This is a genomic window from Telluria sp. BA11, from assembly GCF_056680305.1.
In genome coordinates this window covers 1,772,327-1,797,254 of record NZ_CM155275.1, presented here as the reverse complement: position 1 = coordinate 1,797,254, position 24,928 = coordinate 1,772,327, and the positions used below count along the sequence as shown (strand labels likewise).

24 protein-coding genes and 2 tRNA genes are annotated in these 24,928 nt (G+C 64.2%); 11 read left to right on the top strand and 15 right to left on the bottom strand.

Annotation, left to right across the window (positions count from 1 at the left end; translation table 11 throughout):
- Nucleotides 1-5: 5 nt before the first annotated feature.
- A complete protein-coding gene (locus AC1MGT_RS07790) occupies nt 6-1,472 on the bottom strand; it encodes an oligosaccharide flippase family protein (protein ID WP_499503721.1) in 1,467 nt (488 codons plus the stop codon).
- Between AC1MGT_RS07790 and AC1MGT_RS07785 the strand changes: the two genes are divergently transcribed.
- Nucleotides 1,471-1,683 (top strand): hypothetical protein, encoded by a 213-nt coding sequence (locus AC1MGT_RS07785; RefSeq protein WP_499503720.1) that lies wholly within the window; start codon nt 1,471-1,473, stop codon nt 1,681-1,683. The genes AC1MGT_RS07790 and AC1MGT_RS07785 overlap by 2 nt on opposite strands.
- Before the next feature lie 29 nt (nt 1,684-1,712).
- Here the strand turns inward: AC1MGT_RS07785 and AC1MGT_RS07780 are convergent.
- From AC1MGT_RS07780 to AC1MGT_RS07760, 5 genes are all read right to left on the bottom strand, one after another.
- Nucleotides 1,713-1,789, bottom strand: a tRNA-Met gene (locus tag AC1MGT_RS07780).
- 59 nt (nt 1,790-1,848) lie between these two features.
- Nucleotides 1,849-1,925, bottom strand: a tRNA-Met gene (locus tag AC1MGT_RS07775).
- An 82-nt stretch (nt 1,926-2,007) separates the two neighbouring features.
- Entirely contained in the window at nt 2,008-2,952 is a 945-nt protein-coding gene (gene miaA, locus AC1MGT_RS07770) for a tRNA (adenosine(37)-N6)-dimethylallyltransferase MiaA (RefSeq protein WP_499503719.1), read from the bottom strand.
- 8 nt (nt 2,953-2,960) lie between these two features.
- Entirely contained in the window at nt 2,961-4,898 is a 1,938-nt protein-coding gene (gene mutL / locus AC1MGT_RS07765; protein WP_499503718.1) for a DNA mismatch repair endonuclease MutL, read from the bottom strand.
- Between the two features lie 72 nt (nt 4,899-4,970).
- On the bottom strand, nt 4,971-5,915 hold the full coding sequence (locus AC1MGT_RS07760) for a peptidylprolyl isomerase (protein WP_499503717.1): 945 nt from the start codon (nt 5,913-5,915) through the stop codon (nt 4,971-4,973).
- Nucleotides 5,916-6,130: 215 nt separating this feature from the next.
- Between AC1MGT_RS07760 and AC1MGT_RS07755 the strand changes: the two genes are divergently transcribed.
- Entirely contained in the window at nt 6,131-7,162 is a 1,032-nt protein-coding gene (locus AC1MGT_RS07755) for a carbonic anhydrase (RefSeq protein ID WP_499503716.1), read from the top strand.
- Between the two features lie 6 nt (nt 7,163-7,168).
- Here the strand turns inward: AC1MGT_RS07755 and AC1MGT_RS07750 are convergent, their stop codons facing one another.
- From AC1MGT_RS07750 to tsaE, 3 genes are read right to left on the bottom strand one after another with little or no spacing between them, the layout of a single operon-like run.
- A complete protein-coding gene (locus tag AC1MGT_RS07750; protein ID WP_499503715.1) occupies nt 7,169-7,954 on the bottom strand; it encodes a D-hexose-6-phosphate mutarotase in 786 nt (261 codons plus the stop codon).
- Between the two features lies 1 nt (nt 7,955).
- Complete coding sequence (locus AC1MGT_RS07745) at nt 7,956-9,512, bottom strand: N-acetylmuramoyl-L-alanine amidase (protein WP_499503714.1); 1,557 nt, start codon at nt 9,510-9,512, stop codon at nt 7,956-7,958.
- On the bottom strand, nt 9,473-9,973 hold the full coding sequence (tsaE, locus tag AC1MGT_RS07740; protein WP_499503713.1) for a tRNA (adenosine(37)-N6)-threonylcarbamoyltransferase complex ATPase subunit type 1 TsaE: 501 nt from the start codon (nt 9,971-9,973) through the stop codon (nt 9,473-9,475). Before tsaE ends, AC1MGT_RS07745 begins: the two co-directional genes overlap by 40 nt.
- A gap of 53 nt (nt 9,974-10,026) precedes the next feature.
- Between tsaE and queG the strand changes: the two genes are divergently transcribed.
- Entirely contained in the window at nt 10,027-11,142 is a 1,116-nt protein-coding gene (gene queG / locus AC1MGT_RS07735) for a tRNA epoxyqueuosine(34) reductase QueG (RefSeq protein WP_499503712.1), read from the top strand.
- Here queG and AC1MGT_RS07730 read toward each other — a convergent pair.
- From AC1MGT_RS07730 to AC1MGT_RS07720, 3 genes are all read right to left on the bottom strand, one after another.
- Nucleotides 11,139-11,519 (bottom strand): DUF3052 family protein, encoded by a 381-nt coding sequence (locus tag AC1MGT_RS07730; RefSeq protein ID WP_499503711.1) that lies wholly within the window; start codon nt 11,517-11,519, stop codon nt 11,139-11,141. The two genes, queG and AC1MGT_RS07730, sit on opposite strands and share 4 nt — an antisense overlap.
- Before the next feature lie 148 nt (nt 11,520-11,667).
- Nucleotides 11,668-12,249, bottom strand: a complete 582-nt coding sequence (locus tag AC1MGT_RS07725) for a response regulator transcription factor (protein ID WP_332532320.1) — start codon at nt 12,247-12,249, stop codon at nt 11,668-11,670.
- Nucleotides 12,250-12,290: 41 nt separating this feature from the next.
- Complete coding sequence (locus AC1MGT_RS07720; protein WP_499503710.1) at nt 12,291-14,324, bottom strand: two-component system sensor histidine kinase NtrB; 2,034 nt, start codon at nt 14,322-14,324, stop codon at nt 12,291-12,293.
- 108 nt (nt 14,325-14,432) lie between these two features.
- Between AC1MGT_RS07720 and AC1MGT_RS07715 the strand changes: the two genes are divergently transcribed.
- From AC1MGT_RS07715 to AC1MGT_RS07695, 5 genes are all read left to right on the top strand, one after another.
- Nucleotides 14,433-15,434, top strand: coding sequence for a TRAP transporter substrate-binding protein (locus AC1MGT_RS07715; protein ID WP_499503709.1), 1,002 nt, complete (start codon nt 14,433-14,435; stop codon nt 15,432-15,434).
- Nucleotides 15,435-15,850: 416 nt separating this feature from the next.
- Nucleotides 15,851-16,375 carry a methylated-DNA--[protein]-cysteine S-methyltransferase gene (locus AC1MGT_RS07710; protein ID WP_499503708.1) on the top strand — a complete coding sequence of 175 codons (525 nt, stop codon included), beginning with the start codon at nt 15,851-15,853 and terminating at the stop codon, nt 16,373-16,375.
- Complete coding sequence (gene xerD / locus AC1MGT_RS07705) at nt 16,348-17,250, top strand: site-specific tyrosine recombinase XerD (RefSeq protein ID WP_499503707.1); 903 nt, start codon at nt 16,348-16,350, stop codon at nt 17,248-17,250. Before AC1MGT_RS07710 ends, xerD begins: the two co-directional genes overlap by 28 nt.
- Nucleotides 17,251-17,335: 85 nt before the next feature.
- Entirely contained in the window at nt 17,336-17,563 is a 228-nt protein-coding gene (locus AC1MGT_RS07700) for a hypothetical protein (RefSeq protein ID WP_499503706.1), read from the top strand.
- Between the two features lie 224 nt (nt 17,564-17,787).
- On the top strand, nt 17,788-19,899 hold the full coding sequence (locus tag AC1MGT_RS07695) for a putative bifunctional diguanylate cyclase/phosphodiesterase (protein ID WP_499503705.1): 2,112 nt from the start codon (nt 17,788-17,790) through the stop codon (nt 19,897-19,899).
- 38 nt (nt 19,900-19,937) lie between these two features.
- Here AC1MGT_RS07695 and AC1MGT_RS07690 read toward each other — a convergent pair whose 3' ends face one another.
- Nucleotides 19,938-20,882 carry an endonuclease/exonuclease/phosphatase family protein gene (locus AC1MGT_RS07690; protein ID WP_499503704.1) on the bottom strand — a complete coding sequence of 315 codons (945 nt, stop codon included), beginning with the start codon at nt 20,880-20,882 and terminating at the stop codon, nt 19,938-19,940.
- 38 nt (nt 20,883-20,920) lie between these two features.
- Between AC1MGT_RS07690 and ybaK the strand changes: the two genes are divergently transcribed.
- The 3 genes from ybaK to AC1MGT_RS07675 all read left to right on the top strand — a co-directional run bounded on the left by ybaK (nt 20,921) and on the right by AC1MGT_RS07675 (nt 22,893).
- Nucleotides 20,921-21,412, top strand: coding sequence for a Cys-tRNA(Pro) deacylase (gene ybaK / locus AC1MGT_RS07685; RefSeq protein WP_499503703.1), 492 nt, complete (start codon nt 20,921-20,923; stop codon nt 21,410-21,412).
- 89 nt (nt 21,413-21,501) lie between these two features.
- The gene (gene plsY / locus AC1MGT_RS07680; protein ID WP_499503702.1) at nt 21,502-22,125 is read left to right on the top strand and encodes a glycerol-3-phosphate 1-O-acyltransferase PlsY; all 624 of its coding nucleotides are present in this window, start codon (nt 21,502-21,504) and stop codon (nt 22,123-22,125) included.
- Nucleotides 22,126-22,224: 99 nt separating this feature from the next.
- Nucleotides 22,225-22,893, top strand: a complete 669-nt coding sequence (locus AC1MGT_RS07675; protein WP_499503701.1) for a DsbA family oxidoreductase — start codon at nt 22,225-22,227, stop codon at nt 22,891-22,893.
- Here the strand turns inward: AC1MGT_RS07675 and AC1MGT_RS07670 are convergent.
- Both AC1MGT_RS07670 and tsaD read right to left on the bottom strand, forming a co-directional pair.
- Complete coding sequence (locus tag AC1MGT_RS07670; RefSeq protein WP_499503700.1) at nt 22,890-23,735, bottom strand: endonuclease/exonuclease/phosphatase family protein; 846 nt, start codon at nt 23,733-23,735, stop codon at nt 22,890-22,892. The two genes, AC1MGT_RS07675 and AC1MGT_RS07670, sit on opposite strands and share 4 nt — an antisense overlap.
- A 144-nt stretch (nt 23,736-23,879) precedes the next feature.
- The gene (gene tsaD / locus AC1MGT_RS07665; protein ID WP_499503699.1) at nt 23,880-24,920 is read right to left on the bottom strand and encodes a tRNA (adenosine(37)-N6)-threonylcarbamoyltransferase complex transferase subunit TsaD; all 1,041 of its coding nucleotides are present in this window, start codon (nt 24,918-24,920) and stop codon (nt 23,880-23,882) included.
- Nucleotides 24,921-24,928 lie beyond the last annotated feature (8 nt).

Below are 24,928 nucleotides of genomic sequence, written 5' to 3'. Positions count from 1 at the left end.
TGGTCTCAGGTTTGGTCCTGTACCCGCCTTTGTGCAGCGCGAACCTGAAGCCCTGACACTATTTTGTGGATCTCGCCGGTCAACGGATGCTTGGTGATTCGAAGCGAAAAATACCAGAGGCATGCGAGGGGCACGGCTGAAACAACGAGAACAAACACCGGTACAAAGGAAGCCGGAATAAGTAGTTTCAGCAAACCCGCACCCGCCATGCATATGATTGCAACTGCAGCACTGGGCCATAAAGCCAGTAGCATGCTGGTGAAGCGGTACTGAAGAAAAATGCGTTGCTGGATAATTACAACTGGCATCGCAAGCACCGTTGCAGCGCAGATCACCCAGGAAAAACTTTGAATACTGCCGTCGAACAAGGCGAAAGCAAAGGCAATGCGCGTTACAAGGGTAACCAAAACAGGCAGCGCCCCCAGGTAAGGTCGGCCGATTGCACTCACTGCGGCAGGGTAATAGTTGAACATCGTGCTGATCGCGCACGCCACCAATAATCCATCCATGGCAGGCACCGAAGGCAGCCATTTTTCACCATAGAGCACGACAATGATTTCGGTCGAAAATATGTAGGTCAGTACAAAAGCTGGCCAGGCGATACCGGTCAGGAGGGCCGTCGCCCTGCTCAGCAATGCGGGGAGAGACTCGCCACGGTAGTGAGCTTGGGCAAGGTAAGCCTCCGAGCCATAGTTCGCCGTGCTACCGGCGATATGGAAAAAGATGGTCACGGTGGAGTTGGCCCGACTGAAAAGGCCCACCAGGCTCGCATTTCCCAGTTTACCCAAAAGAATATCGGGAATCGAACTATTGACCGCATTCATGCAATTCGTGAGCATCGAACCGACCCCAAAATGCACCACGCCGCGCCAGTGCTTGAAAGAAGGCAGCCATGGAAGATATTTGGGCCTGAGTGGTATATAAATGAGGCAACAGACGATGATATTGGCAAGATTGGCCCAAGCCATGCTGATCGCACCAAAACCCATGATGGCAAGGGTGATACAAGTAATGGCCGACGCTGACGTGCTTGCTGCAGCAACCCACGCCTGCTTGCCTGCAGCGAATTCGCGGGTGAGCAGGGAGCCTGTAATGGAGCCAAAGGGTATCAACGCGAAGCAGAGGGCCAGCACCTTCATCACTGGAATCATTTCCGGCTCATTGAACCATCTGCCGATCCAGTCGCTGCTGGCATAGATGGCAGCCGCTAATAACCATGATGTCGTGAAAATGACGCCGCTTGCCGCGCGAAGTTTTTCTGGCGTCAGATCCTTCTCTCTCTGAAGGTAACTTCCTACGCCAAAATCCTGAAAAATGTGCGCGATATTGACCAGCACAATGGTCATTGAATAGACGCCAATCTCGGCAGGGCTCAGCAGACGTGCCAGAAACAGATTGACCGAAAATTGGATGACCGTGAGACCAGTCGAGGAAAAAAAGGTGATAAAGAGGGAGCGCCGGATATTCACCATGGATAAAGCCAAGTTCTTTGTAGTTATTCAGCTCATTATGCACGGTGGTGCATGCCCCACCTCTTTTTTTGGGCTGGCCTGGTTGGCGAAGCCAATCACATGCCGCCTCGTCGCGGGCAAATCCAACTCGATCAAGGAGGGCAGCGTCGACGTCAGCAATGCTTTGCGCATAAAAAAACCGCAGTCTCCCTGGAGAACTGCGGCTTCCTGAACATCGCGATACTGCAAACACATGATTCTTGGTGGTGATAGGTGGACTTGAACCACCGACCCCAGCATTATGAGTGCTGTGCTCTAACCAACTGAGCTATATCACCGGAACGGGCAAAAGCAAAATGGCCTGACTCGTTGGAGCCAGGCCATCGCCTGAAATCTTTGGTGGTGATAGGTGGACTTGAACCACCGACCCCAGCATTATGAGTGCTGTGCTCTAACCAACTGAGCTATATCACCGCAACGGCAAGTATTATCCGGCGTGAGTGGATGGCTGTCAAGATCGCCGGCGCGTATACGTCACAAATAGTCGCCGCGCATGTCATTTTTCCAACAGCGCAAGGTGCGCCAGCATCGCGCCGGCCGGATCCGGCCCCAGGCAATCGATGACGATCCGGTCCGGCATCGCGCGCAGCCACGTGATCTGGCGCTTGGCGAGCTGGCGCGTGGCGATGATGCCCGTCTCGCGCAGCGTGGCGCGGTCGATGCGTCCGTCGAGATAATCCCAGGCCTGGCGGTAGCCCACGCAGCGGATCGACGGCAGCAGCGGCGACAGGTCACCGCGCGCCCGCAGCCGCGCCACCTCCGCCACCAGCCCGCTGTCATCGCGCGAGCCCAGCATCGTGTCAAAGCGCTGCGCGATGCGCTTGTGCAGTACCGCGCGGTCATCGGTCTCCAGGCCAAACGAGACGAGCCTGAACGGCAGCACGGGCTTCGTGCGCAGCGCCAGCAGCGCCGACATCGGCTTGCCGGTCAGTTCGATGATTTCCAGAGCGCGGTTGATGCGCTGGGCGTCGTTCGGTGCCAGCCGGTCAGCGGTGACGGGGTCGAGCGCGCGCAGCTTGTCGTGCATGCCGGGCCAGCCGATGCGCGCCGCTTCGGCGTCGAGCGCAGCGCGCAGTGCCACGTCGGCAGTCGGCAGATCGTCCAGCCCCTCGACCAGGCCCTTGAAATACATCATCGTGCCGCCCACCAGCAGCGGCAGCGCGCCGCGCGCCGTGATCTCGGCCACCAGGCGGATCGCATCGTTGCGGAACTGCATGACCGAATACGCATCGAGCGGATCGAGGATGTCGATCAGGTGATGTGGCACGGCGGCCAGTTCATCGGGTGTGGGCTTGGCAGTGCCGATGTCCATCTCGCGATAGACCAGGGCCGAGTCGACCGAGATGATTTCGACGGGGCGCGTTTGGGCGATGCGCAGGGCGGCGGCGGTCTTGCCGGAGGCGGTCGGGCCCATGATGGCCACGGCCAGCGGTGTGTTCATGGCCACCATCACTGACCGCGCAGGAACAGCTTGTCGAGCGCAGAGATCTCAAGCTGCACCCAGGTCGGGCGGCCGTGGTTGCACTGGTCGGCGCGCTCGGTGCTTTCCATCTGGCGCAGCAGCGCGTTCATTTCGGGCTGGCTCAGGATGCGGTTGGCGCGCACCGCCGTGTGGCAGGCCAGGGTGCCCAGCAGCTCGTTGCGCCGTTCGATCAGCACGCGCGAGCCGCCGAATTCGCGCACGTCGCGCAGCACGTCGCGCGCCAGCGTTTGCGCATCGGCGTTCTTGAGCAGCGTCGGCACGCTGCGCACTGCCAGCGTCGTGGGCGACAGGGCCGCGATATCGAAGCCCAGCGTTGCCAGGGTGTCCGCGTGCTCGTGCACGGTGGCGACCTCCATCGCGTCGGCATAGAACGTCACCGGGATCAGGAGCGCCTGCACCTGCATTTCCTGGCCCTGCGCCTGGGCGTCCAGCGCATTCTTGATCTGCTCGTACAGGATGCGCTCGTGGGCCGCGTGCATGTCGACCAGCACCAGGCCGCGCGTGTTCTGCGCCAGGATGTAGATGCCGTGCAGCTGGGCCAGCGCGAAGCCAAGCGGGAAGTCGTCGTTCGACAGCGGCTTGTCGGCGGCCGTCATGGGCACCGGCACCGGCACCTGCACCGCGGCCGTACTGGCGGCATCGGATGCAAACAGCGCGCCGTAGGCTTCAAGGCGTTGGGGCACGCCGCCACCCGTGGCCGCATCGTCCCAGCGGCTGCCCGCTGCGTATGGCGATGGCGAGAAGGTCTGCGTCAGCTGCGCGCCGAACGAGGTCTGCTCGTGCGGGCGCTGTTGCGGCTGCGATGGCGATTGCGACAGTTGCGAGGTTTGCCATAGCGGCGTGCCGCTCGGGCGTACCTCGGCGGCCGTCATCGGTCCCGGCACGCTGCCGTGCGCGGTGGCCGACGTTTGCGCCAGCGTGCGCTGCACCGCGTGGAACACGAACTGGTGCACCGCGCGGCTGTCGCGAAAGCGCACCTCGGTTTTCGACGGGTGCACGTTGACGTCGACCAGCGCCGGGTCGAGGTCGAGCGAGAGCACATAGGCCGGGAAACGGTCACCGTGCAGCACGTCCTGGTAGGCTGCCTTGACTGCGTGCACCAGCACCTTATCGCGCACGAAGCGTCCGTTCACGTAGAAGAACTGGCCGTCGGCGCGCGCCTTGGAGGCGGTTGGCAGGCCGACGTAGCCGTGCAGGTGCAGCGGACCGGCTGCTTCGTCGAGCGCCAGGCGCGCCTCGGCAAAATCGTTGCCCAGGATGTGGGCGCTGCGCTTGGCTGCTTCGCTGACGTTCCAGTGGTCGATCGTGCGGCCGTTGTGCGACAGACTGAAGGCCACGTCGGGGCGCGACAGCGCGATCCGGCGCACGACCTCGGCGCAGTGCGCGTATTCGGTCTGTTCGGACTTGAGGAACTTGCGCCGCGCCGGCGTATTGAAATACAGGTCTTGCACGTCGATCGTGGTGCCACAGGCGCCCGACGATGGCGCCACCACGCCCTCGTGCGAGCCGACGATCTCGAACGCATGCGCGGCGTCGGCCGTGCGCGAGGTCACGCGCACCGAGGCGACCGACGCAATGGAGGCCAGCGCTTCGCCGCGAAAGCCCAGCGTGCCGACGTTTTCCAGGTCGCTCAGCGAGGCGATTTTCGACGTCGCGTGGCGCGACAGCGCGAGGGGCAGCTGCTCGGGCGCGATGCCGCGGCCGTTGTCGGTGATGGCGATGCGCTTGACGCCGCCTTCTTCCAGGCGGATGGTAATCGTCGTCGAACCGGCGTCGAGTGCGTTTTCCAGCAGTTCCTTGACGACGGCTGAGGGCCGCTCGACCACTTCGCCGGCGGCGATCTGCGAGATGAGCTGGTCGGGAAGCTGCTGGATGGGGCGGATGGTCGGGGCAGGGGCGTTCATCCGCAGATTATAGCCCGCCCAAAAAGCGCCGGATCGTCCCCGGCTGCAAATTGCGCCGCCGCCCCTGTGGCTTCAGGGCTGCTCGCGCACGGGAATCGGCACGTTGCACAGGTCGATCGCGCCGGCCGCGACCTTGCTCCACGGTCCACCGCGATTGCGCTGGGCGTCGATCACGGCCTGGAACGCAGCGCTGTCCGAGCGCATGACTTCGAGCTTGCTGCGCTCGGCGGGCGGTACGTCCGCTGCCATGCGCACGCTGGCGATCGGCGTGCGCTGTTCGGCCTTCTCGTAGAAGCCCGAGGCACCGGTCCCGCGCGGCATGACGGTGAGCAGCGGCATGCCGGCCACGATGCGGCCCACGACCGTGATGTTGCGGTCCAGGTGGCGCGGCGCGTGGCCGATCACCGTATAGAGCTGCGAGCCATTGCCGGTATCGGCGCCGTTGTCGCGCGCCACGCCGATCATCGCGTAGCAGTGCGGCAGCCAGGTTTGCCGGGTGGCCGGATTGCGCGCGACGGGAAAGCCGTCGACGTGGCCGACCTGCGGCGCGTAGACGTCGCGTTCCTTCAGGCGGGTGAAGGCGTCGCTCTTGGTGTACGGCACGGTGAATTCGGCAGCCACGGTCTTGGCGGCCTTGAACGGGCGCGGCTTTTCTTCATCCGGATCGCCCCATTGCACGACGAAGCCGTCCTGCGCGCGCATCACCCACAAGCCGTCGAAGTAGCGCTCGCGTACCAGCGCGCGGATATTGGCCACCGTGTTCGGCGCGAAGCGCGGCGCCAGTTCGATGACGACGCGGCCCGTTGGCAGTTCGATGTACATCGTGTTCTCGGGATCGAGCGCGCGCCATTCGGCTGCTTTGGATGCCTTGACGACATCGGCCACCGTCAGCCTGGGCGGCAATTCCTGCCCTGCCTTGGCCGGCGCGGCGTGCGCGCTGGACATGGTCAGCAGCGCGCAGAGCGCCGCGCCGACGGTTGCGTGGATCGTGTTCTTTTTTGATGACGCTGCCTGCATCTGCTCTCCCTGTCGCGGCGGCGCCGCTGTCATGTTTATCGAACAATTGTAATCGAGGGCAAAGCGTGTGATGCAAGGAAGGTACGAAGTGTTGTTGCCCCGGCCAGCAAACCGGCCAATCCGGACTTTAAATGCCCCATGTTGCCGACGCGCACTCAAGTTACAGGCGCCGGCTCCGATAAAGGATGGAGAGAATCAAACTATCCGAAAATCACATGCGTAACCTGATCGCACTATGTACCCTGGGCCTGGTCACCGCCCTGGCACAGGCGAACGAACCGACACCGAAGACCGCCAAGCCTGTGGCCGAGCCGGCCAAGCCTGCGATCGCGTCAATCCGGCCGAACCTCAAGCCGGCTGCGCCTGCCGCCGCCGCTACGCCCGCGAAATCCGAAGAGGATACCGAGGTCGATCTGTCGGTGCGCATCGCCGAAAAGCTCGCCGAGCTGCGCGCCAAGCAGGCCCTGCGCGCTGAAGAAGCCGCGCGTGCCCGCAAGGCGGCCGACGCGCGCCGCAAGCGGGAAGCCGCAATGGTGGCGGCCGTGGCCGTCGAAGCGGCCAAACCGAAGAACGGCACGCACTGGAGTTATGACGGTGAATTCGGACCCGAGAACTGGTCCAAGATCAATACTGCGTGGGCGGCCTGCAATGCAGGCAATCGCCAGTCGCCGATCGACCTGCGCGACGGCATCAAGGTCAACCTCGAGCAGATCACCTTCGACTATCAGCCGAGCTCGTTCAACGAAATCGACAACGGCCACACGGTGCAAGTCAATGTCGCGGGCGGGAACTTCCTGACCGTGGGTGGCACCACCTACGAGCTGCAGCAGTTTCACTTTCACCGGCCGGGTGAAGAACGCGTCAATGGCCGCGGCACCGAGATGGTGGTGCACATGGTGCACAAGAGCTACGACAACAAGATCGCCGTGCTGGCGGTGCAGCTCGAGCGTGGCGATGCCAATCCGATGATCCAGACCGTGTGGAACAATCTGCCGCTGGAAAAGCTGACGACCGTGACGCCGTCGATCGTGCTGAATGTGAACGAGATCCTGCCGGCGCGGCGCGATTACTTTACGTACATGGGCTCTCTGAGCGAGCCGCCATGTACCGAGAACGTGCTGTGGATCGTGATGAAGCAGCCGATGACGGCCTCGCCGCAGCAGATGGCCCTGTTCTCGCGCCTCTATCCGTACAATGCGCGGCCTGTGCAGCCGAGCAATGGACGGATGATCAAAGAGTCTATGTGACGGCGCTCAGCTGACCCGGTAGCGGCCTTCCCAGGCTGCGCCAGGCTCGAGCTGCACCGGCGTCAGCTGCGCCGGTTCGATGCAGACGAAGCGCTGATACTCTTCGTCCTCCATATCTGCCAGCGCTGCCGTGTCGGCCGCGCCCGGATTCCACACGACCGCATCGGAAAAGCCTTCCTGTTCGAGCGTCAGCACGCGCGCCCAGGTGCCCAGGAAGATGGTGTCGTCGACCTGTTCGTACACCACGTCAAGCTTGTCGGCGATCGATAGCGTGCCTGCTTCGAGGCCTTCGATGCGCACGTCGGCCAGGTGTGGCACGAGGTGGTAGCTGTGCAGCGCCGCCGCAAACGGAAACGCTGCGTCGCCCGTATTACGCACATTCAAGGCCATGATCAGTTCATTGGCGCGCACAGCCACGCGCAGCTGCAGCGCGAACCGGTGCGGCCACGCGCCCGCCATGGCTGGCGGCAGATCGGCCTCGTTCAGGCCGAACACGGCCCACGCCTCGCCATCTTCAACGCCACTGTCTTCCAGGCGCCAGGTGGACACGCGCGCAAAGCCATGGCGCATGCCGTCGCCTTGCTCGGCGAATTGCGGAAAGATCACCGGCACGCCGCCACGGATCGCGCGGCTGCCGTCGAGCGCCGAGCGGGCGCTCAGGAACATGCGCTCTCCGCCATCGGCCCCGTGCCACGAAACCAGGTGCGCGCCGTACAGCGTGACGACGGCGGTGGCGCCGTCGGGCGCCGTGATGCGGATCGCGGGCAGCTGCCCGAAAGTGATGTGGTCCATGTCAGGTCTGGCGGCTCTTGGCCATCGGCGGGTTGTCGGCGAAATAACGGCGGATGCCGTTCGTGATGGCGTTGGCCAGTTGGTCCTGGTAGCCGTTGTCGTTCAGGCGCGCTTCTTCCTGCGGATTCGAGATGAACGCGGTCTCCACAAGAATCGACGGAATGTCGGGCGCCTTGAGCACGGCAAAGCCGGCCTGTTCGACCGACGCCTTGTGCAGCCGGTTGATGCCGCCGATTTCGCGCAGCACGGCCTTACCGAGCTTGAGGCTGTCGGTGATCTGCGCCGTCGTCGACAGGTCGAACAGCACGCTGGCAAGCTGCCTGTCGGCGCTGCCGCCGGCCAGGTTCACGCCACCCACGAGGTCGGCCCGGTTCTGGTCGTTGGCCAGCCAGCGCGCGGCGCTGGAACTGGCGCCTTTTTCGGACAGCACGAACACCGATGAGCCGCGCGCGGTGGGCGAGACCCAGGCGTCGGCGTGGATCGAGACGAACAGGTCGGCCTGCACCTTGCGCGCCTTTTGCACACGGGTGTTCAGGGGCACGAAGAAGTCGCCGTCGCGGGTCAGCATCACGCGCGTGTTCGGCAGTTGTTCGAGCTTGGTCTTGAGGCGCTTGGCCACTGCGAGCACGATATCTTTCTCGCGGCTGCCGCTGGCGCCGATCGCGCCTGGATCTTCACCGCCGTGGCCCGGGTCGAGCGCGATGGTGACCATGCGCGCCACTTTCTGCGGCTGGCGGGCACTGGCCCTGCCGGGCGTAGGCTGCACTGCCTGGGCCGGCGGCGTGCCTTGCAGGCCCGAGATCGCGGATTCGAGCCGGGCAATGGCGTCCGGCGCGGCGTTCGGCTGCGTGCGTGGCGCCACTGGCGGCGGGGTCGGGATCTGCACCGGCGGCGTGGCGGCGACGATGGCGCCTGCCGCTGCGGCCGTACCCGGACCGATGGCGCCGGACGGCGGCAGCACGGTGGCCGGCATCGTGGCGCCCGGCGGGCCGGACACCGGATCGCCCAGCGCCGGCGTGCCGGCCGCCACGGTCTTGGTCGGGCCGGTGCTCCATTCGCCGCTTTCGATCATCGCCGCGATCGGATCGACCGGCGTGACGGGATACAGATCGAAGATCAGGCGGTGCTGGTAGCCAGCCACGGGCGCGAGCGTAAACACCTGCGGCTTGACCTCGGCCTTGAGGTCAAACACCAGGCGCACGACATTCGGCCGGTTCTGGCCCACGCGCACCTGCTTGATGTACGGGTCGTTCGATTCGATCTTGGCCACCAGGCTCTTGAGCGTGGGGTTCAAGCCCAGGCCCTCGATGTCCACGACCAGGCGCGGCGGATCGGGAATCAGGAAGTGCTCGGTCTTGAGATCGGTGTCGTTTTCGAGCGTGACGCGGGTGTATTCGGGCGCGGGCCAGACACGCACTGCCAGGATCTGGTTGGCGCTGGCAGGCAGCGGCGCGACGACGGACAACAGCAGCGTGCCGCCGGCCTTGAGCATGACGCGGCGGCGTGCGGAAGCAGTATTTACTGGGGCGGCGGGAGGAAAGCGAGACGATCGAGGCATAGCAGGCCTAATTCAGACAACGCTTGCAATTCTACAGCACGGCCGTTTCCGCTGACGCTCAGCAGTAAACGGATGTCCGGCGGCGGTAACACGGGCTCGCCTTTTTCGGGCCACTCGACGATGCAGACGTTGTGGCCGTCGAAATCTTCGCGAAAGCCGGCGTCCAGGAATTCTTCCGGACTCGACATGCGATACAGATCGTAGTGGATCACGCTCAGCGGTTGATGGTCAAGCGTCACGTTGTACGGCTCCGACAGCGTGTAGGTCGGGCTCTTGACCGTGCCCGTGTGACCGAGCGCGCGCAGCAGGGCGCGGGTGAGGGCGGTCTTGCCGGCGCCGAGGTCGCCGTGCAGATAGATGACGAGGCCCGGCGCCAGCGCGCGGGCTAGCGCGCCGCCCAGTGCATCGGTGGCCGACTCGTCCGGCAAATAGTGGTGCTGGTGCGCTTTGATGGGCTGCATGGCATAAAATAGCGTGTTGTACTGCATTCTTCTTGTGGTGTTCCCACCCCGGTATGTCCGATTCCCCAACCTCATCCGTCGACCTGCCCCAGCTAGCGCGCGCCATCAAGGGATGGGGCGCGGGGCTGGGCTTTGCCGACGTGCGCATTGCCGATGTCGATCTGGGGCACCTGGAAGCGGGCCTGCAAGCCTGGCTGGATGCGGGCTACCACGGCGAGATGGATTATATGGCAACCCACGGCATGAAGCGTGCGCGGCCGGCCGAACTCGTGCCCGGCACCGTGCGCGCGATCGTGGTGCGGATGGACTACCTGCCAACCGAACGCCAGGGCGACTGGCGCGCCGGGGAACGGCTGCGCCAGGCTGACCCGAACGCGGCCGTCGTGTCGGTGTATGCGCGGGGCCGCGACTATCACAAGGTACTGCGCAATCGGTTGCAGGCGCTGGCCGAGAAGATCCAGGATGAAATCGGACCGTTCGGGTTTCGCGTGTTCACCGATTCGGCGCCCGTGATGGAATTGCCGCTGGCCGAAAAAGCCGGTTTGGGCTGGCGCGGCAAGCACACGCTGCTGCTGTCGCGCGCGGCCGGCTCGACCTTCTTCATCGGTGAAATCCTGATCGACCTGCCGCTGCCGGTCGACCCGCCCACCGGCAAGCATTGCGGCGGCTGCACCGCCTGCATCGACATGTGCCCCACTGGAGCGATCCTGGGCCCGGGCAAGCTCGACGCGCGGCGCTGTATCTCGTACCTGACAATCGAGCTGAAAAGCAGCATCCCTGAAGAGTTGCGCCCGCTGATCGGCAACCGCATTTATGGCTGCGACGATTGCCAGGTCGCATGCCCGTGGAACAAGTTCGCGCAGCGGGCGCAGGTGCCCGATTTCGACGAGCGCAATGGCCTGGGCGAGGGCGACCTGATCGGCCTGTTCGCGTGGGAAGAAGCCGAATTCAACCGGCGCATGGAAGGCAGTCCGATCCGCCGCATCGGGCACGAGCGCTGGCTGCGCAATCTGGCGGTGGGGCTGGGCAATGCGGCCGAACAGTTGCGCGGCGACGCGGCCATCGTGGCAGCGCTGCAAACGCGGGCCGATCATCCATCCGAACTGGTGCGCGAGCACGTGGCGTGGGCGCTGGCGCGCCATGGTGCCTGGCCCGACTCTGCCACCTAGACTGCGATGCGTTTCAGGCGCAGCGCCGACCAGTCGCCATCGATGGAAATCATGGCCACGCCGGTAATCCCATGCTCTTTGGCATAGGCATTGATCGAGTCACGGTTGATATCGGTCGCCTTCGAGGCCGTCTGCTTCAGGTACGCGATCCAGAGCGAGCCGGTATCACGCAACTGTTGTTTGGCGAGCGGCAGGTAATGCGCGAGGTCGTTCTGACCCAGGCAAAACATCAGGATGACGTCGAACGGCCCGTCCCCTTGTTTGACGATGTCGGCCGGCAGTTGCGCCGTCATGGTCGGATTGGCTTGGCCATTGAGCACGAGCATCGATTTCGCCGTGCGTAAAAACATCTTGTCTGCAACTGTCTTTTCGTTCATGCGCGTTTCCTGAAAGAGCCTGTGCATCGCGGCGCCCTGGCCGCGGCGCGTTCAGACTTTATTTTACAAGGCTGTTGCGCACCCTTCAGACCCTTTACGCGCAGGAAATGAAGACAGTGTGAAGGCAGCGCGAGCGCGCCGCCGGTATTTACTTGAGCAAGCCGGCCAGCTCAACCGCCGTCTTGACCTGCATCTTGTCGAAGATATGGGCCCGGTGCACCTCCACCGTGCGCATGCTGATGCCGAGCTTGTCGGCCACGACCTTGTTCATCATGCCGGCCAGGATCAGGTCGAGCACTTCGCGTTCGCGCGTCGACAGCGTCGCCAGCCGCGCCTGCACCGCAGCGGATGTGGCCGCCTTGCGCGAGGCGGCCAGCGCTTCTTCCACGCGGTCCATCAAGACATTGTCATTGAACGGTTTCTCGAAGAAATCGAAGGCGCCGCGCTTGAGGGAATCGACCGCCATCGGCACCTCGCCGTGGCCGGTCAGAAAAATCACCGGCAGGCGCGGCAGCAAACCGCGGCCGATCAACTGGTCGAACACGGCAATGCCGTTCATGCCGGGCATGCGCACGTCGAGCAGCACGCAGTCGCCGCTGCCGTCGAGGTCCTTGATGACATCGAGGAATTCCTGGCCGCCGGGATAGCTGCGCACGTTGAGGCCGCGCGATTGCGCCAGCCAGGCGAGCGAATCGCGTATGACTTCTTCGTCGTCGACGATGTGCAGCATGGGGGTCTCCGTAATAGTCGGGCAGGGCGCCGCACGCGATTCTAGCCGACCGCCCGACTCCCTGCCTGCGCCGGCAGCGAAAACGTGAATACGGTGCCCCCGGGCGGATACGGCGCATGGCTCAGGGTGCCGCCATGGAACTCGATCGCCGTGCGGCAGATCGACAGCCCCATGCCCATGCCTTCGGCCTTGGTCGAATAGAACGGCGAAAACAGCCGCTCGGCCACTTCGGGCGAGATACCGTGGCCGCGGTCGATCACCGAGACGGCCACCTGGTCGTCGATGTGCGCCGCCTCGATGCGCAGCACGCGCTGGTCCGGCACGGTGTCCTGCATGGCCTGGATGCCGTTGCGCGTGAGGTTGAGCAGCACCTGCTCGAGCAGGACGCGGTCGGCCAGCACGGACGGCAGGCCCGGTGGCAAGTGCACGCGCAGCACCACGCCGGCCTGGCGCGCCTGCAATTCGATCAGCGCATGCACGCTGGCAATCACGCTGCGGATCGTCAGTTCCTGGCGCAGCGGTTCCCGTTTCTTGACGAACTCGTGCACGCTGCGGATGATGTGCCCGGCGCGCTGGGCTTGCTGGCGCGCCTGTTCCAGGGCGTGGCGCAGCATGCCGGGCTTGACTTCCTGGCCGGTGCCGGCGGCGCGGTCGAGCATGTTCAGCGCGCCGACCGTGTAGCTCGAGATGGCCGCCAGCGGCTGGTTCAGTTCGTGCGCCAGCATCGACGACAGCTCGCCCATCGTGGCCAGACGCGCGCTGGCCTGCAGCTTTTCTTCCTGCTGGCGGTTGAGTTCTTCGACGCGCTTTCGGTCCGTGATGTCGAGCACCGAACTCATCCAGCCGGTATGGCGCCCGTCGACATCGACCAGGGGCGACTCGAACACCAGCACCGGCACGCGCACTTCGTCGGGCCGCTGGAACACGGTCTCGAACTGCGGCGTGACCTTGCCCGACAGGATGCCCTGGAAGCGGTCCTCGTATTCGGCCATCGCTTCGGGCGCCCAGTACGCCATCGGCGGCTTTTTGCCAATCAATTCTTCTTGCGACAGGCCGACAATCTGGCAAAAGGCGCGGTTCACGTACGTGACGCGGCCTTCGAGGTCACGCGCGCGCAAGCCCGTGATCAGCGAATTTTCCATGGCCGTGCGAAACGCCATCTGCTGGCGCAGCGCGGCCTCGGCCGCCAGCGTGCGCGAGATGTGGCGCCATAGCGCGGCCAGGCTCATCAACAAGCCAAGCGCCAGCACGATCACCGAGCCCACTAGCAGATTGGGCAGGAGTTGCGGCGCGCGCTTGACGCTGTTGGTCGACAGCACCAGCTGCGCGCCGGGCAGGTCGAGCTCGCGCTGATGGGTGTAGACGTTGCGACCCGGACCGCCCGACGCGCGGCGCGCCACCGGCAGCTCGTTACGATCGAGCAGCGTCAGCGCATTGTCCTGCGCGAACCACCACGGCACCGTTTCATCCAGCAGCACTTGCAGGCTGTAGGTTGCCACCAGGCTACCGGCGAACTGGCCGCCGCGAAACAGCGGCAGGTAATAATCGATCACGCCGTGGGTGGAGGCCGTGGCGCCATACGGCACACTGTAGCGGCCGCGCCGTATCGAGCGCGCCATCTCGCCGGCCAGCAAGGTGGCAGGGGGCAGGCCGGCGGCAGGCAGATCGCTGCCGTGGATGGCTTGCTGGACGCCGTCGGCATCGCTCCAGACCACGCGCACCAGTTCGGGGCCATTGGTAAACATCTGGCGGAAGCGGGCCGTCAGCTTGGCCGGCGGCAGCGGCGCGACGACGAGGTCGGCGCCGAGGGCGGCCAGTGCTTCTTCGCTGCGCGCCAGCTCGAAGCGCAGCGTCTGCTCGACCCACAGCGTATCGGCAATCAATTGCTCTTGCCGATCGTTGCTTTCCATCTGGCGCGCCTGCCATGGCAGCCAGATCAGCACGGCCAGAAACAGCAGCACCAGCAGGATCGGCACCATCCAGCGCAGGAAACGCCAGCCGCGCGAGCGCGCGCGCGGCTCGGGTTCGGCGTCCAGGTCGTCTGTCTCCCCGGGCTGGATGAACGGAAATTTCATGCAAGGTCCTGTTTTGGTTACACTGTCGGGCGCATCGTGGCATCGTCGCGATGGCGGGCAATGCGACATGTGCCAGTGTAACGTTTCATCAGGAAGAATCGAACCGTCATGCAATTCAATCTCCTGGCCGTGCGCGCGCTGTGCGCTGCATTGGCCGCAGCCGCCAGCATGAATGCCTGGGCACAAGGGCCGATCGTGATCAAGTTCAGTCACGTGGTGGCGCCGGACACGCCCAAGGGCCGCGCCGCCGAGCGTTTCAAGGCGCTGGCCGAGCAAATGACGCGCGGTCAGGTCAGGGTGGAAGTCTATCCGAACAGCCAGCTGTACAAGGACCGCGAAGAGCTCGAAGCGCTGCAACTGGGCGCGGTGCAGATGCTGGCGCCGTCGCTGGCCAAGTTTTCGCCGCTGGGCGTGCGCGAATTCGAAGCGTTCGACTTGCCGTATATTTTTCCGGACAAGGCGGCCCTGTACAAGGTGACGGAAGGGCGCATCGGGCGCGAGCTGCTGCGCAAGCTCGAACCGAAGGGCATCACCGGCCTGGCGTTCTGGGACAATGGTTTCAAGGTCATGTCGGCCAATCAGCCGCTGGTCGCGCTGAAGGATTTCGACGGGGTGCGCATGCGTATCCAGGCCTCCATGGTGCTTGATGCGCAGATGCGTGCGCTGGGCGCGCAGCCGATGGTGCTGGCGTTTTCGGAAGCCGCGCCGGCGCTGCGCGATGGCGTGGTGGAAGGCACGGAAAACACGCCGTCGAACATGTACACGCAGCGCATGCACGAAACGCAGAAACACCTGACCGTGTCGAACCACGGTTATCTGGGTTACGCCGTGATCGTCAACAAGAAGTTCTGGGACGGTTTGCCGGCGGCGACCCGCACGATTCTGGCGCGTGCAATGCGCGAAGCGACCGTGTACGAAAAGCAGATCGCCCAGCGTGCCAACGACGAGTCAATGGAAAAAATCCGCCGGGCCGGCACGACCGTGATTCATACGCTCAACCCGGCCCAGCAGGCCGAATGGCGCCGCGCATTGCAGCCGGTGTACGGCCAGATGGAAAACAGGATCGGCAAGGAGACCGTACATGCTATCCTGCGCGAAGTTGCACGCTGAGCCTGCGGGCTGCTTGGCAAGTGCATTTTGTTTATAAGTAAAACAATTTTGTAATTTTGTGACCTAAAAGATACATTTTCTATAAGCATTTGCGTTATCATGGCGCTCATACGCACTGAAGTGGTGCGGTGCAGGGCCAGTAACAAGCAGTACAGGTTTTGGGGGAGCATTGATATAAGAACGGTACTCGTACCGGAGAATATTCGAGGAGACACCACGTTTTACAGAAGTCGTTGGCACTGCCAAACGACCGGAGACGTGACCCGAATTGGAGCGCACCTGATGGTGCGCTTTTTTTTCGCCTGTTTTTCGTTTCCCGATGTCAAACGACTGGCCGCGCACTCGTTGCGGCGGGTAAGATGCCGGGGTGCCTGCCAGCGGGATGGTCCCGTTGCCGCGCACTGTCAACCGTCGCCATGAAGCCAGATCGCGCCTCCCTGTTGTTCAACGCCATCGTATCGGCGCCCTTTGGCGCGCTGGGCATCCGCACGGCCGACGACAAGGTATGCGAGCTGGTCTACCTGCCGCCATCGTTCGCCGAGAAAAGCGCCGACAGCGCGCTGGCCGAGCAGACAGCGCAGCAGGTCGCGCGGTACCTGCAGGATCCCGATGCCGTGTTCGACCTGCCGCTGCTGGACGTCGGCACCGAATTCCAGCGCAAGGTCTGGCAGCACATCCACGCGATCCCGCGTGGCGCCGTGCGCACGTACGGGCACCTGGCGCGCGTGATCGGCTCGGCCCCGCGCGCCGTCGGCCAGGCCTGCGGCGCCAACCGGTTCCCGCTCGTGATCCCGTGCCACCGCGTCACCGCCACCGGCGGCCTGGGCGGCTTTGCCAACCAGGATGACGAAAACGGCTTTCACCTGTCGGTGAAACGCTGGTTGCTGCGCCATGAAGGCGCCACCGCAAGCCCATGGCAACAGCAGTCGATCTTTCCCTGATCGACGAGTTCTGCGACACGCTCTGGCTGGAACAGGGCCTGGCCAAGAACTCGCTCGACGCCTACCGGCGCGACATGCGCCTGTTCGCCACCTGGCTGAACGCGCGCCAGCCCGAGCGCGGCTTGCTGACTGTCGGCGCGGACGACCTGGCCGCCTATTTTGCCGACCGCCATCCCGACTCGCGCCCGAGCACGGCCAACCGCCGGCTGTCGGTGCTCAAGCGCTTCTATGGCCTGGCGCTGCGCCGCAACCGCATCGACGTCGACCCGTGCCTGAAGATGGCGTCAGCGCGCCAGCCGACCCGTTTCGTGCACACGGTGAACGAAAGCCAGGTCGAGGCGCTGCTCGCTGCGCCCGACGTGGCCACGCCGCTGGGCCTGCGCGAACGCACGATGCTCGAGCTGATGTATGCCAGCGGCTTGCGGGTGTCGGAACTGGTGGCCCTGAAGCTGGTCGAAGTGAGCCTCAACGATGGCGTGCTGCGCGTGACGGGCAAGGGCAGCAAGACGCGTCTGGTGCCGTTTGGCGAAGAGGCGCGGCGCTGGATCGAGCGCTATCTGAAGGATGCGCGCGGCACCATCCTCAATGGCCAGATCGACGACGCCCTGTTCGTCACCAGCCGCGGTGGTCCGATGACGCGCCAGATGTTCTGGATCCTGATCAAGAAGCACGCCAAGAAAGCCGGCATCACCGGGCCGCTGTCGCCGCACACGCTGCGCCACGCGTTCGCCACGCACCTGCTCAACCATGGCGCCGATCTGCGCGTGGTGCAACTGCTGCTGGGCCACGCCGATATCTCGACCACGCAGATTTATACGCACGTGGCGCGCGAACGCCTCAAGCGCCTGCACACCGAGCATCATCCCCGCGGTTAGCGTTAAGGCAAGCCGGGATCCGCGCGGTAGTCCATAATGGCCGGTCAGGACGGTAGCCCTACCGCTCCATCATATCGAGGTGACTATGGCACGGAATAATTTTCAATACGAAAAACGGCAACGGGAACTCGACAAGAAGCGCAAGGCTGACGACAAGGCCAAGCGCAAGCTCGAACCAAAGAATGACGTCGATGCCGATGGCAACGCCATCGTGCAAGACAGCGACAGCGACAGCGACACCAGTACCGACAGCGACAGCAATGCCGACAGCGACGCCGTCGCTCCGGCAGCCGTGCCTGCCAGCCCGGCCTGAACCCATCATTGAACTAACCGCGGCAATTGCGGTCTGAGCCATCTGAATGCGACAAGCTGCCAGCTGGCTGCCCGAGTTGATTGCAGGGTGCAATTGCCTTCTTACCTCCTTGATTTTTTGCCAGCGCGCCATTTGCCGCTTCGCACACAAAGCGTGTCTCGCAGCATGCCACTGACAGGCTTGTCTCCCTGATCGCTGTCACTGCCCAAGCGAAAGGCGCTGCCGTGAGCAAGCTACTGCCAGATTCCCCGGGTCGTCCGGCGGCTGACTCATCCGGGGCCGGCGTACAAGCCTTCGACTGGCTCTACCATTTCGTCACGGCCCTCGAGCTGGCGCCGGCCGTTGCCGTGCACTCGATGGACCGCGCCGGCATCATCCGCTTCTGGAACCACGCCAGCGAAGAGCTGTACGGCATCCCGTCGGGTGACGCCGTCGGCCGCGCGTTTCGCGATCTGGTATTCCACCTCGACCGCCAGAGCGAATTCGAAGACGTCATTGCCACCATCTGGCGCACCGGCCAGGCGCCACAGGCAAGCGACTGGCTCGTGCAATCGATGACGGGCCGGCGCCACTGGGTCTACTCGTGCCACTATCCCGTCAAGCACGACGACGTGATGCACGAAGTGTTCTGCATGGAAATCGACATCACGGCGCGCAAGGAGGCCGAGACCAATCTCGAGCAGGCCGCGCAAGTGTTCCAGAATGCGCGCGACGCCATCATCATGATGGATGCCCAATACCGCGTGCGCGCCGTCAATGGCGCCTTCACCGCCATCACCGGGCATGCGCCCGAGCAGATCATCGGCCAGCCGCTGGCCAGCCTCGGCTGGGGCGTGGACGACGACTTCTATCAACGCATCTGGACCGGGCTCGAAGGCGCCGACCACTGGGAAGGCGAACTGGCCAGTGCGCGCAGCAACGGCCAGCGCTATCCGGTGCGGGTCACGCTGACGGCCATTCGCGATGCGCACGGCGATGTGTCGAGCTATATGGCGATGCTGTCCGACATCAGCGAGCGCAAGCGCATCGAAGAGCAGGTACGCCACCAGGCCGAGCACGACGCCCTCACGGGCCTGCCCAACCGCATCCTGTTCCTGGACCGGTTGCAGCAGGCGCTGGCCACCTGGCGCCGCCAGGGCAGCTGTTCCGCCGTCATGTTCCTCGATCTCGACAAGTTCAAGGCCGTCAACGACACCCATGGTCACCAGGCCGGCGACATCGTGCTGCGCGAAGTGGCGCTGCGGGTGCGCGCCTGTGTGCGCCAGGTCGACACCATCAGCCGGCTCGGTGGCGACGAGTTCGTCGTGCTGCTGGCCGACATCAAGGGCGCCGACCAGGCCGCCCACGTGGCCGTCGCCGTGACCCAGGCCGTGGCGCTGCCGATCGACATCGGTGGCCAGGAGGTGACGCTGTCGGCCTCCATTGGCATCGCGCTGTGCCCGGACGATGGCGCCGAAGTCGATACCTTGCTGCACCACGCCGATGTCGCGATGTACCACGCCAAGCAGAACGGGCGCGGCAGCTTCCAGTTTTTCAGCCCCGCCATGAACGCCCACGTGATCGAGCGCGTCGAGCTTGAGAACCGCCTGCGCCAGGCGCTCGACGGCAAGGAATTCATGCTGCAATACCAGCCTGCAATCGAAGTGGCGACCGGGCGCGTGACATCGGTCGAAGCGTTGCTGCGCTGGCGTCATCCGCAACGCGGGCTGTTGTTGCCGCACGAATTTTTGCCGGTGGCTGAGGAGTCCGGGCTGATCGTCCCGATCGGCGAATGGGTGCTGCGCGCAGCGTGCCAGCGGGCGCGTGCGTGGCGCCATGCCGGGGCCGCCGTCGCGGTGGCCGTCAACCTGTCGGACGCCCAACTGGAACACGACGGCTTGCTGCCGGCAATCGACGCCGCATTGGAGGGCGCCGGCCTGCCGCCCGCCGCGCTCGAACTCGAGATCGCAGAAGACGCGCTGATCCGGGGCGAGTCCGCGTTTGCCGATACGGCGCTGGCGCTGCGTGCCCGCGGGGTGCGGCTGAGCATTGACCGCTTTGGCACCGGCCTGTCGAGCCTGGAAGCATTGCGGCGCTTCCCGCTCACCACGGTCAAGATCGATCGCAGTTACGTGGGCGACGTCGGGCACGATCCGGTGGATGCCGCGATGGTGCCAGCCATCATCGCGGTGGCGCGCAGCCTGCAGCTGCGGGTGGTGGGGGAGGGCGTGGAAACCGCCGAGCAGCTCGACTTTCTGCGCCGGCATGGGTGCGACGATTACCAGGGGTTCTATGCCAGCGCGGCCAGTACGCGGCCCAACCTGAGTCCGCACCGGGCCTGGTATATCAGGCCTTGATGCGGAGGCCGTAATGCGGAGGCCGTAATGCGGCAGCCCTAGTCGAACAACCGGATCCTGGCCAGTACCTGCCCGTGGTCCGACGACTCGGGCAATGCCAGGTTCAGGTGATCGTTCAGGTACACCACATCAATGACTTCGCCGATCGCCTCGGGCAGCGCCGGGTTGAATTCGGGCGACACCAGGATATGGTCGATCGTCGAATGGCGCGTGTCGTGCAGGATCGAAAATCCCACATGGCGCTGGTGATCGAGCCGGCGCTGCACCTGGCTCGCATCATACAGCCGCTCGGCCTGCGGCGTGCCCGCCCCCAGCACGATCTCGGTCGTCACCGCATCGGCCACGTCGTTGAAGTCGCCCAGCACGATGCGCGGGCGGCGGTGCGCGTGCGCCATATTTGTCAGCAGCACGCGCAGCGCCGTGGCCTCGGTGCCGCGCCGGATCAGCGAGCGCAGGCACGCCAGCGCGTACAGATGCGGGTCGGCCCCGCTGTCGCTCGAGCGGTAATCGGGGCGGCGCGATTTTAAATGCACGACGATGACGTCGATCACCACGCCCGACGGCGCAATCACGCCCGCATGCAGCGGCGCGCGCGTGAAACGATCGGGGTCGCGGCTGCCCGGCGGCATCGTGACATTGGCCGGAAACTTGCCCAGCTCGGTGCCCGGCTCGGCCAGCGGCAGGCGCGAGACCAGGGCCACGCTGGGCGTCAGGCGCACGGCGCCCGGGTCGGGATCGAAGCCGATATGGTGCGCGTCGCGGTAGCGCCGCGTGCGCTGCAGGACTTCCGCCAGCACGCTCTGCGAGAAAATTTCTTGAAAGCCGATCACGTCGGCATTGATCAGGTCGAGCTGGTGCGCCGTCCAGTCCAGTTTGGCTTCGTATTCGTCGGCCGTCGTGGGTGCCAGATTGTCGTACAAGCGTGCACCGGGCGGTGCCAGATTGAAAGTGTTGAAGGTGGCAAACCGAAGTTCTTCCTGCATAATAGAAACCCCTATTGTTCGTCTTTAGCGTAACACGCATGGCCAAGAAAGAGCACGTCTCCGAGACCCCCGCCACCCAATTCCTGCGCAAGCATGGCGTGGCGTTTTCCGAGCACCCGTATGCGTACCAGGAGCACGGCGGTACATCGGTCTCGTCCGGCGCGCTGGGCGTGCCGGAACATGACGTGGTCAAGACCCTGGTCATGCAGGATGAAGCAGCCAGGCCATTGATCGTCCTGATGCATGGCGATTGCAAGGTGTCGACCAAGAATCTGGCCCGCGCCATCCCCTGCAAGTCGGTCGAACCATGCAAGCCGGATGTGGCCCAGCGCCATTCAGGGTATCTGGTTGGTGGAACATCGCCGTTCGGCATCCGCAAGGCGATGCCGGTGTATGTCGAGGAAAGCATCTTGCAGCTCGACAAAATCTACATCAACGGCGGGCGCCGCGGCTATCTGGTGGGCATTGATCCGCGCGTGCTGGTCGATGTGCTGCAGGCGCAGCCGGTGAACTGCGCCATCGCCGAGTAGCTTCGCCGTACCCATCCGATGGTGTATATTCACGCACCAATTTCCGGTAGACGAATGAGCCCGATGCCGGCGCCCACGAAAGAGACACGATGAACACCCTGATTGCCACCATTGCCGCCTATTTGCTCGGTTCGATTTCCTTCGCGGTCGTGATGAGCCGCGCGTTCGGCCTGTCTGATCCACGCACGTATGGCTCGAAAAACCCCGGCGCCACCAATGTGCTGCGCAGCGGCAGCAAGAAAGCCGCGATTGCCACGCTGGTCGGCGATGCGGCCAAGGGCTGGCTGGCCGTCTGGCTGGCGGTGCGCTATGGCTACGACTACGGGCTGGACGATACGGGCATCGCGCTGGTGGCCATCGCCGTGTTCATCGGCCACCTGTGGCCCGTGTTCTTCCGCTTTGTCGGCGGCAAGGGTGTGGCCACCGCGCTGGGCGTGCTGCTCGGCATCAATCCATGGCTGGGCCTGGCGACGCTGGCCACCTGGGTCATCATTGCCTATGCGTTTCGCTACTCGTCGCTGGCCGCGCTGGTGGCTGCGGTCTTCGCGCCCTTGTACTACGGCCTGCTGTTCGGCGTCGATGCCATTCTGCTGGCCGTGATCGTCATGAGCGCACTGCTCGTATGGCGTCACAGCGGCAATATCGGCAACCTGATCGCGGGCAAGGAATCGAAGCTCGGCAGCAAGTCGGGCGGCGCCAAAAAGGCAAAGTAAGACAAAGCAGGGCAGCGTGCGCGGCTTTTTTGCCGAGGCGTTACCATGGTCGGCAATAGCGGCACATTCGTGCCGCGCCGGACAGAAAGGTGGTACGCCGTGACCAAGCAACTCAGGATTGATTTCGTATCGGACGTCTCGTGCCCATGGTGCGCGGTCGGTCTCAAATCGCTCGAACAGGCACTGTTGAACGTGGGCGACGACGTGCGCGTCGACCTGCATTTCCAGCCGTTCGAACTGAACCCGAACATGCCGCCGGAAGGCCAGGACATCGTCGAGCACGTCACTGAAAAATATGGCGCCAGCCTCGAGCAGCAGGCATCCAGCCGCGACATGATCCGCGAGCGCGGCGCCGCCGTGGGCTTCACCTTCGACATGGAGCGGCGCGGCCGCATCTACAACACCTTCGACGCGCACCGCCTGCTGTCGTGGGCCGAAGAAGAAGGTAAGCAACGCCAGCTCAAGGTCGCGCTGCTCGAAGCCTATTTCACCCGCTGCGAAGACCCGAGCAACCACGCCGTGCTGCTGCGCGCGGTCGAGAGCGTGGGCCTGGAGCGCGAGACGGCGGCGCGCATCCTGGCGTCGGACGAGTACAAGGACGAAGTGCGCGAGCGCGAGCAGTTCTTCCTCAATGCCGGCATCAAGTCGGTGCCGGCCGTGATCATCAACCAGAAACATCTGATTTCCGGCGGTCAGTTGCCTGAGGTATTCGAGCGCGCGCTGCGTGAGATTCCAGGTCTGGAAACGCCGGCCGACGCCGTCGTTTAAGTCAGATCGAGGACCACCGGCTGGTGGTCCGACGCCGCCGTCTCGGACTGCACATCAAGTGCGGTCAGGCGTGGCGCCAGGTCGTCAGTGACGAAGAAATAATCGTAACATTCAGGCCGCTCGGGCCACGGATAGCCGTGCAGCCCGGTGGTCGGCGCGCGCGCCATGTCGCCATGCACGACGCGCCAGGCATCGACCAGGGCCAGGGCGCTGCCTTCCGGCGGGGCCAGCAGCGCCGCGTAATCCGGCGCATCGGGCGCGAAATTGAAATCACCACACAGGATTGCCGAGCCGGGCCGAAAGCCCAGCTGGTATGGCGCGTCCAGGTTCGGATCGGGCTGGAACAGCAGGGCTCGGGCACTGGCCTCGGCATGCAGTTCGCGGATGCGGTTGACCTGCGCCATGCGCTGCACGGGTGAGTAATATTCGAGATGCGTCGTGAGCAGGCGCAGCTTGCCGCCAGGTGCTTCGACAACGGTTTCCAGCAGGCCGCGCGGCATGCCAGCCGCATGGTCCGGATCAGCTGGCCACGGCAGCAGATGCCGGTGCACCTGCGAGATGCGGTACTTGGACAGGATCAGGTTACCAAACAGGCGCGGGACATTGTTCTGGTAAATCTCGCTCGGCGCGTGCTCCATGGCGTGGTAGCCGCCGAAGGCGCCGGCGAGTTGCTTGAACTGGTTGGCGCTGGCGCTGCCTTCGAGCTCGGGGTGATTCGCAGCCACCTCTTGCAGGCAAATCACATCGGGGTTCAAGCGGCGCAGCACGTCGATCATCGCGTGAATGCGGATCCGACCGTCCTTGCCACAACCCCAATGAATATTCCAGCTGACTACGCGCATTGCTCACCTCCGTAAAACTTGATCGACGGATATTGCCACCGTTTTAATGGCAACGGTCACACCGTAGGATCGGTGTCAGACAGGCAAGTTCAATGTTGGCGGCAGGCTGTTTCTCGTGGCTTAGGGCTGGTTTTGAGGCTGTGTTCAGGCCGCTTCGAGCTCGTCCAGCGGCCAGCGCGGACGCACATTGAATGCATAATCGCGCTGTGCCAACGCTGGGTTGCGCTCAAGACGCATCGCGCCGGCAAACGCGATCATCGCGCCATTGTCGGTGCAAAATTCCAGCTCCGGATAATAGACCTTGAACTTGCGTTTGGCCGCGGCGGCATTGAGCGAAGCGCGCAACTGCTTGTTGGCGCCCACGCCGCCGGCGATCACCAGGCGGCTCAAACCCGTGTGCTTCATGGCGCTCACGCACTTGGCGGTGAGCACGTCGACAATCGCGTCGACGAAGCCGCGCGCGATGTTCGCCTTGTCCTGTTCGGGGATATCCGCAATCACCTTGACGTCGTGATTCTTGACGACCGTGAGCACCGCCGTTTTCAGGCCCGAAAAGCTGAAGTTGAAATCCTTGCTGTGCAACATTGGCCGCGGCAGTTTGTAGGCTGCCGGATCGCCGCGCTCGGCCAGTTGCGAGATCGCCGGGCCACCCGGATACCCCAGGCCCAGCAGCTTGGCCGACTTGTCGAACGCTTCGCCGGCGGCATCGTCCAGGGTTTCGCCCAGCAGCGTGTAACTGCCCACGCCATCGACGCGCATCAGCTGCGTGTGACCGCCCGAGACGAGGAGGGCAATGAACGGGAAGTCCGGCCGTTCCGAGGCGAGCAGCGGCGAGAGCAGGTGGCCTTCGAGGTGATGCACGCCCAGCACCGGCTTGTCGAGCGCGAGCGCCAGGCTGCACGCCACCGACGAGCCGACCAGCAGCGCGCCGGCCAGGCCAGGACCTTGGGTGTAGGCGATGGCGTCGATGTTCGACGCCGGCAGATTGGCGCGCTTGAGCACCTCGTCCAGCAGTGGAATGGCGCGCCGGATATGGTCGCGTGACGCCAGTTCGGGCACCACGCCACCATATTCTTCGTGCATCGCGACCTGCGAGTGCAGGGCGTGGGACAGCAGGCCGCGCTCGGTGTCATACAGAGCAAAGCCGGTTTCATCGCAGGAGGATTCGACGCCGAGAACGATCATGTGGAAAG

Bases quoted from the DNA above. Each gene is read 5' to 3' on its own strand.
- AC1MGT_RS07790 (WP_499503721.1), bottom strand. From the start codon at position 1,472: ATGGTGAATATCCGGCGCTCCCTCTTTATCACCTTTTTTTCCTCGACT.
- miaA (WP_499503719.1), bottom strand. From the start codon at position 2,952: ATGAACACACCGCTGGCCGTGGCCATCATGGGCCCGACCGCCTCCGGC.
- AC1MGT_RS07730 (WP_499503711.1), bottom strand. From the start codon at position 11,519: ATGAACGAAAAGACAGTTGCAGACAAGATGTTTTTACGCACGGCGAAA.
- AC1MGT_RS07785 (WP_499503720.1), top strand. From the start codon at position 1,471: ATGGATAAAGCCAAGTTCTTTGTAGTTATTCAGCTCATTATGCACGGT.
- tsaD (WP_499503699.1), bottom strand. From the start codon at position 24,920: ATGATCGTTCTCGGCGTCGAATCCTCCTGCGATGAAACCGGCTTTGCT.
- xerD (WP_499503707.1), top strand. From the start codon at position 16,348: ATGGCAACAGCAGTCGATCTTTCCCTGATCGACGAGTTCTGCGACACG.
- tsaE (WP_499503713.1), bottom strand. From the start codon at position 9,973: ATGCAGCCCATCAAAGCGCACCAGCACCACTATTTGCCGGACGAGTCG.
- plsY (WP_499503702.1), top strand. From the start codon at position 21,502: ATGAACACCCTGATTGCCACCATTGCCGCCTATTTGCTCGGTTCGATT.
- AC1MGT_RS07670 (WP_499503700.1), bottom strand. From the start codon at position 23,735: ATGCGCGTAGTCAGCTGGAATATTCATTGGGGTTGTGGCAAGGACGGT.
- AC1MGT_RS07715 (WP_499503709.1), top strand. From the start codon at position 14,433: ATGCAATTCAATCTCCTGGCCGTGCGCGCGCTGTGCGCTGCATTGGCC.
- AC1MGT_RS07700 (WP_499503706.1), top strand. From the start codon at position 17,336: ATGGCACGGAATAATTTTCAATACGAAAAACGGCAACGGGAACTCGAC.
- queG (WP_499503712.1), top strand. From the start codon at position 10,027: ATGTCCGATTCCCCAACCTCATCCGTCGACCTGCCCCAGCTAGCGCGC.
- AC1MGT_RS07750 (WP_499503715.1), bottom strand. From the start codon at position 7,954: ATGGACCACATCACTTTCGGGCAGCTGCCCGCGATCCGCATCACGGCG.
- AC1MGT_RS07745 (WP_499503714.1), bottom strand. From the start codon at position 9,512: ATGCCTCGATCGTCTCGCTTTCCTCCCGCCGCCCCAGTAAATACTGCT.
- ybaK (WP_499503703.1), top strand. From the start codon at position 20,921: ATGGCCAAGAAAGAGCACGTCTCCGAGACCCCCGCCACCCAATTCCTG.
- mutL (WP_499503718.1), bottom strand. From the start codon at position 4,898: ATGAACGCCCCTGCCCCGACCATCCGCCCCATCCAGCAGCTTCCCGAC.
- AC1MGT_RS07720 (WP_499503710.1), bottom strand. From the start codon at position 14,324: ATGAAATTTCCGTTCATCCAGCCCGGGGAGACAGACGACCTGGACGCC.
- AC1MGT_RS07710 (WP_499503708.1), top strand. From the start codon at position 15,851: ATGAAGCCAGATCGCGCCTCCCTGTTGTTCAACGCCATCGTATCGGCG.
- AC1MGT_RS07690 (WP_499503704.1), bottom strand. From the start codon at position 20,882: ATGCAGGAAGAACTTCGGTTTGCCACCTTCAACACTTTCAATCTGGCA.
- AC1MGT_RS07760 (WP_499503717.1), bottom strand. From the start codon at position 5,915: ATGCAGGCAGCGTCATCAAAAAAGAACACGATCCACGCAACCGTCGGC.
- AC1MGT_RS07755 (WP_499503716.1), top strand. From the start codon at position 6,131: ATGCGTAACCTGATCGCACTATGTACCCTGGGCCTGGTCACCGCCCTG.
- AC1MGT_RS07725 (WP_332532320.1), bottom strand. From the start codon at position 12,249: ATGCTGCACATCGTCGACGACGAAGAAGTCATACGCGATTCGCTCGCC.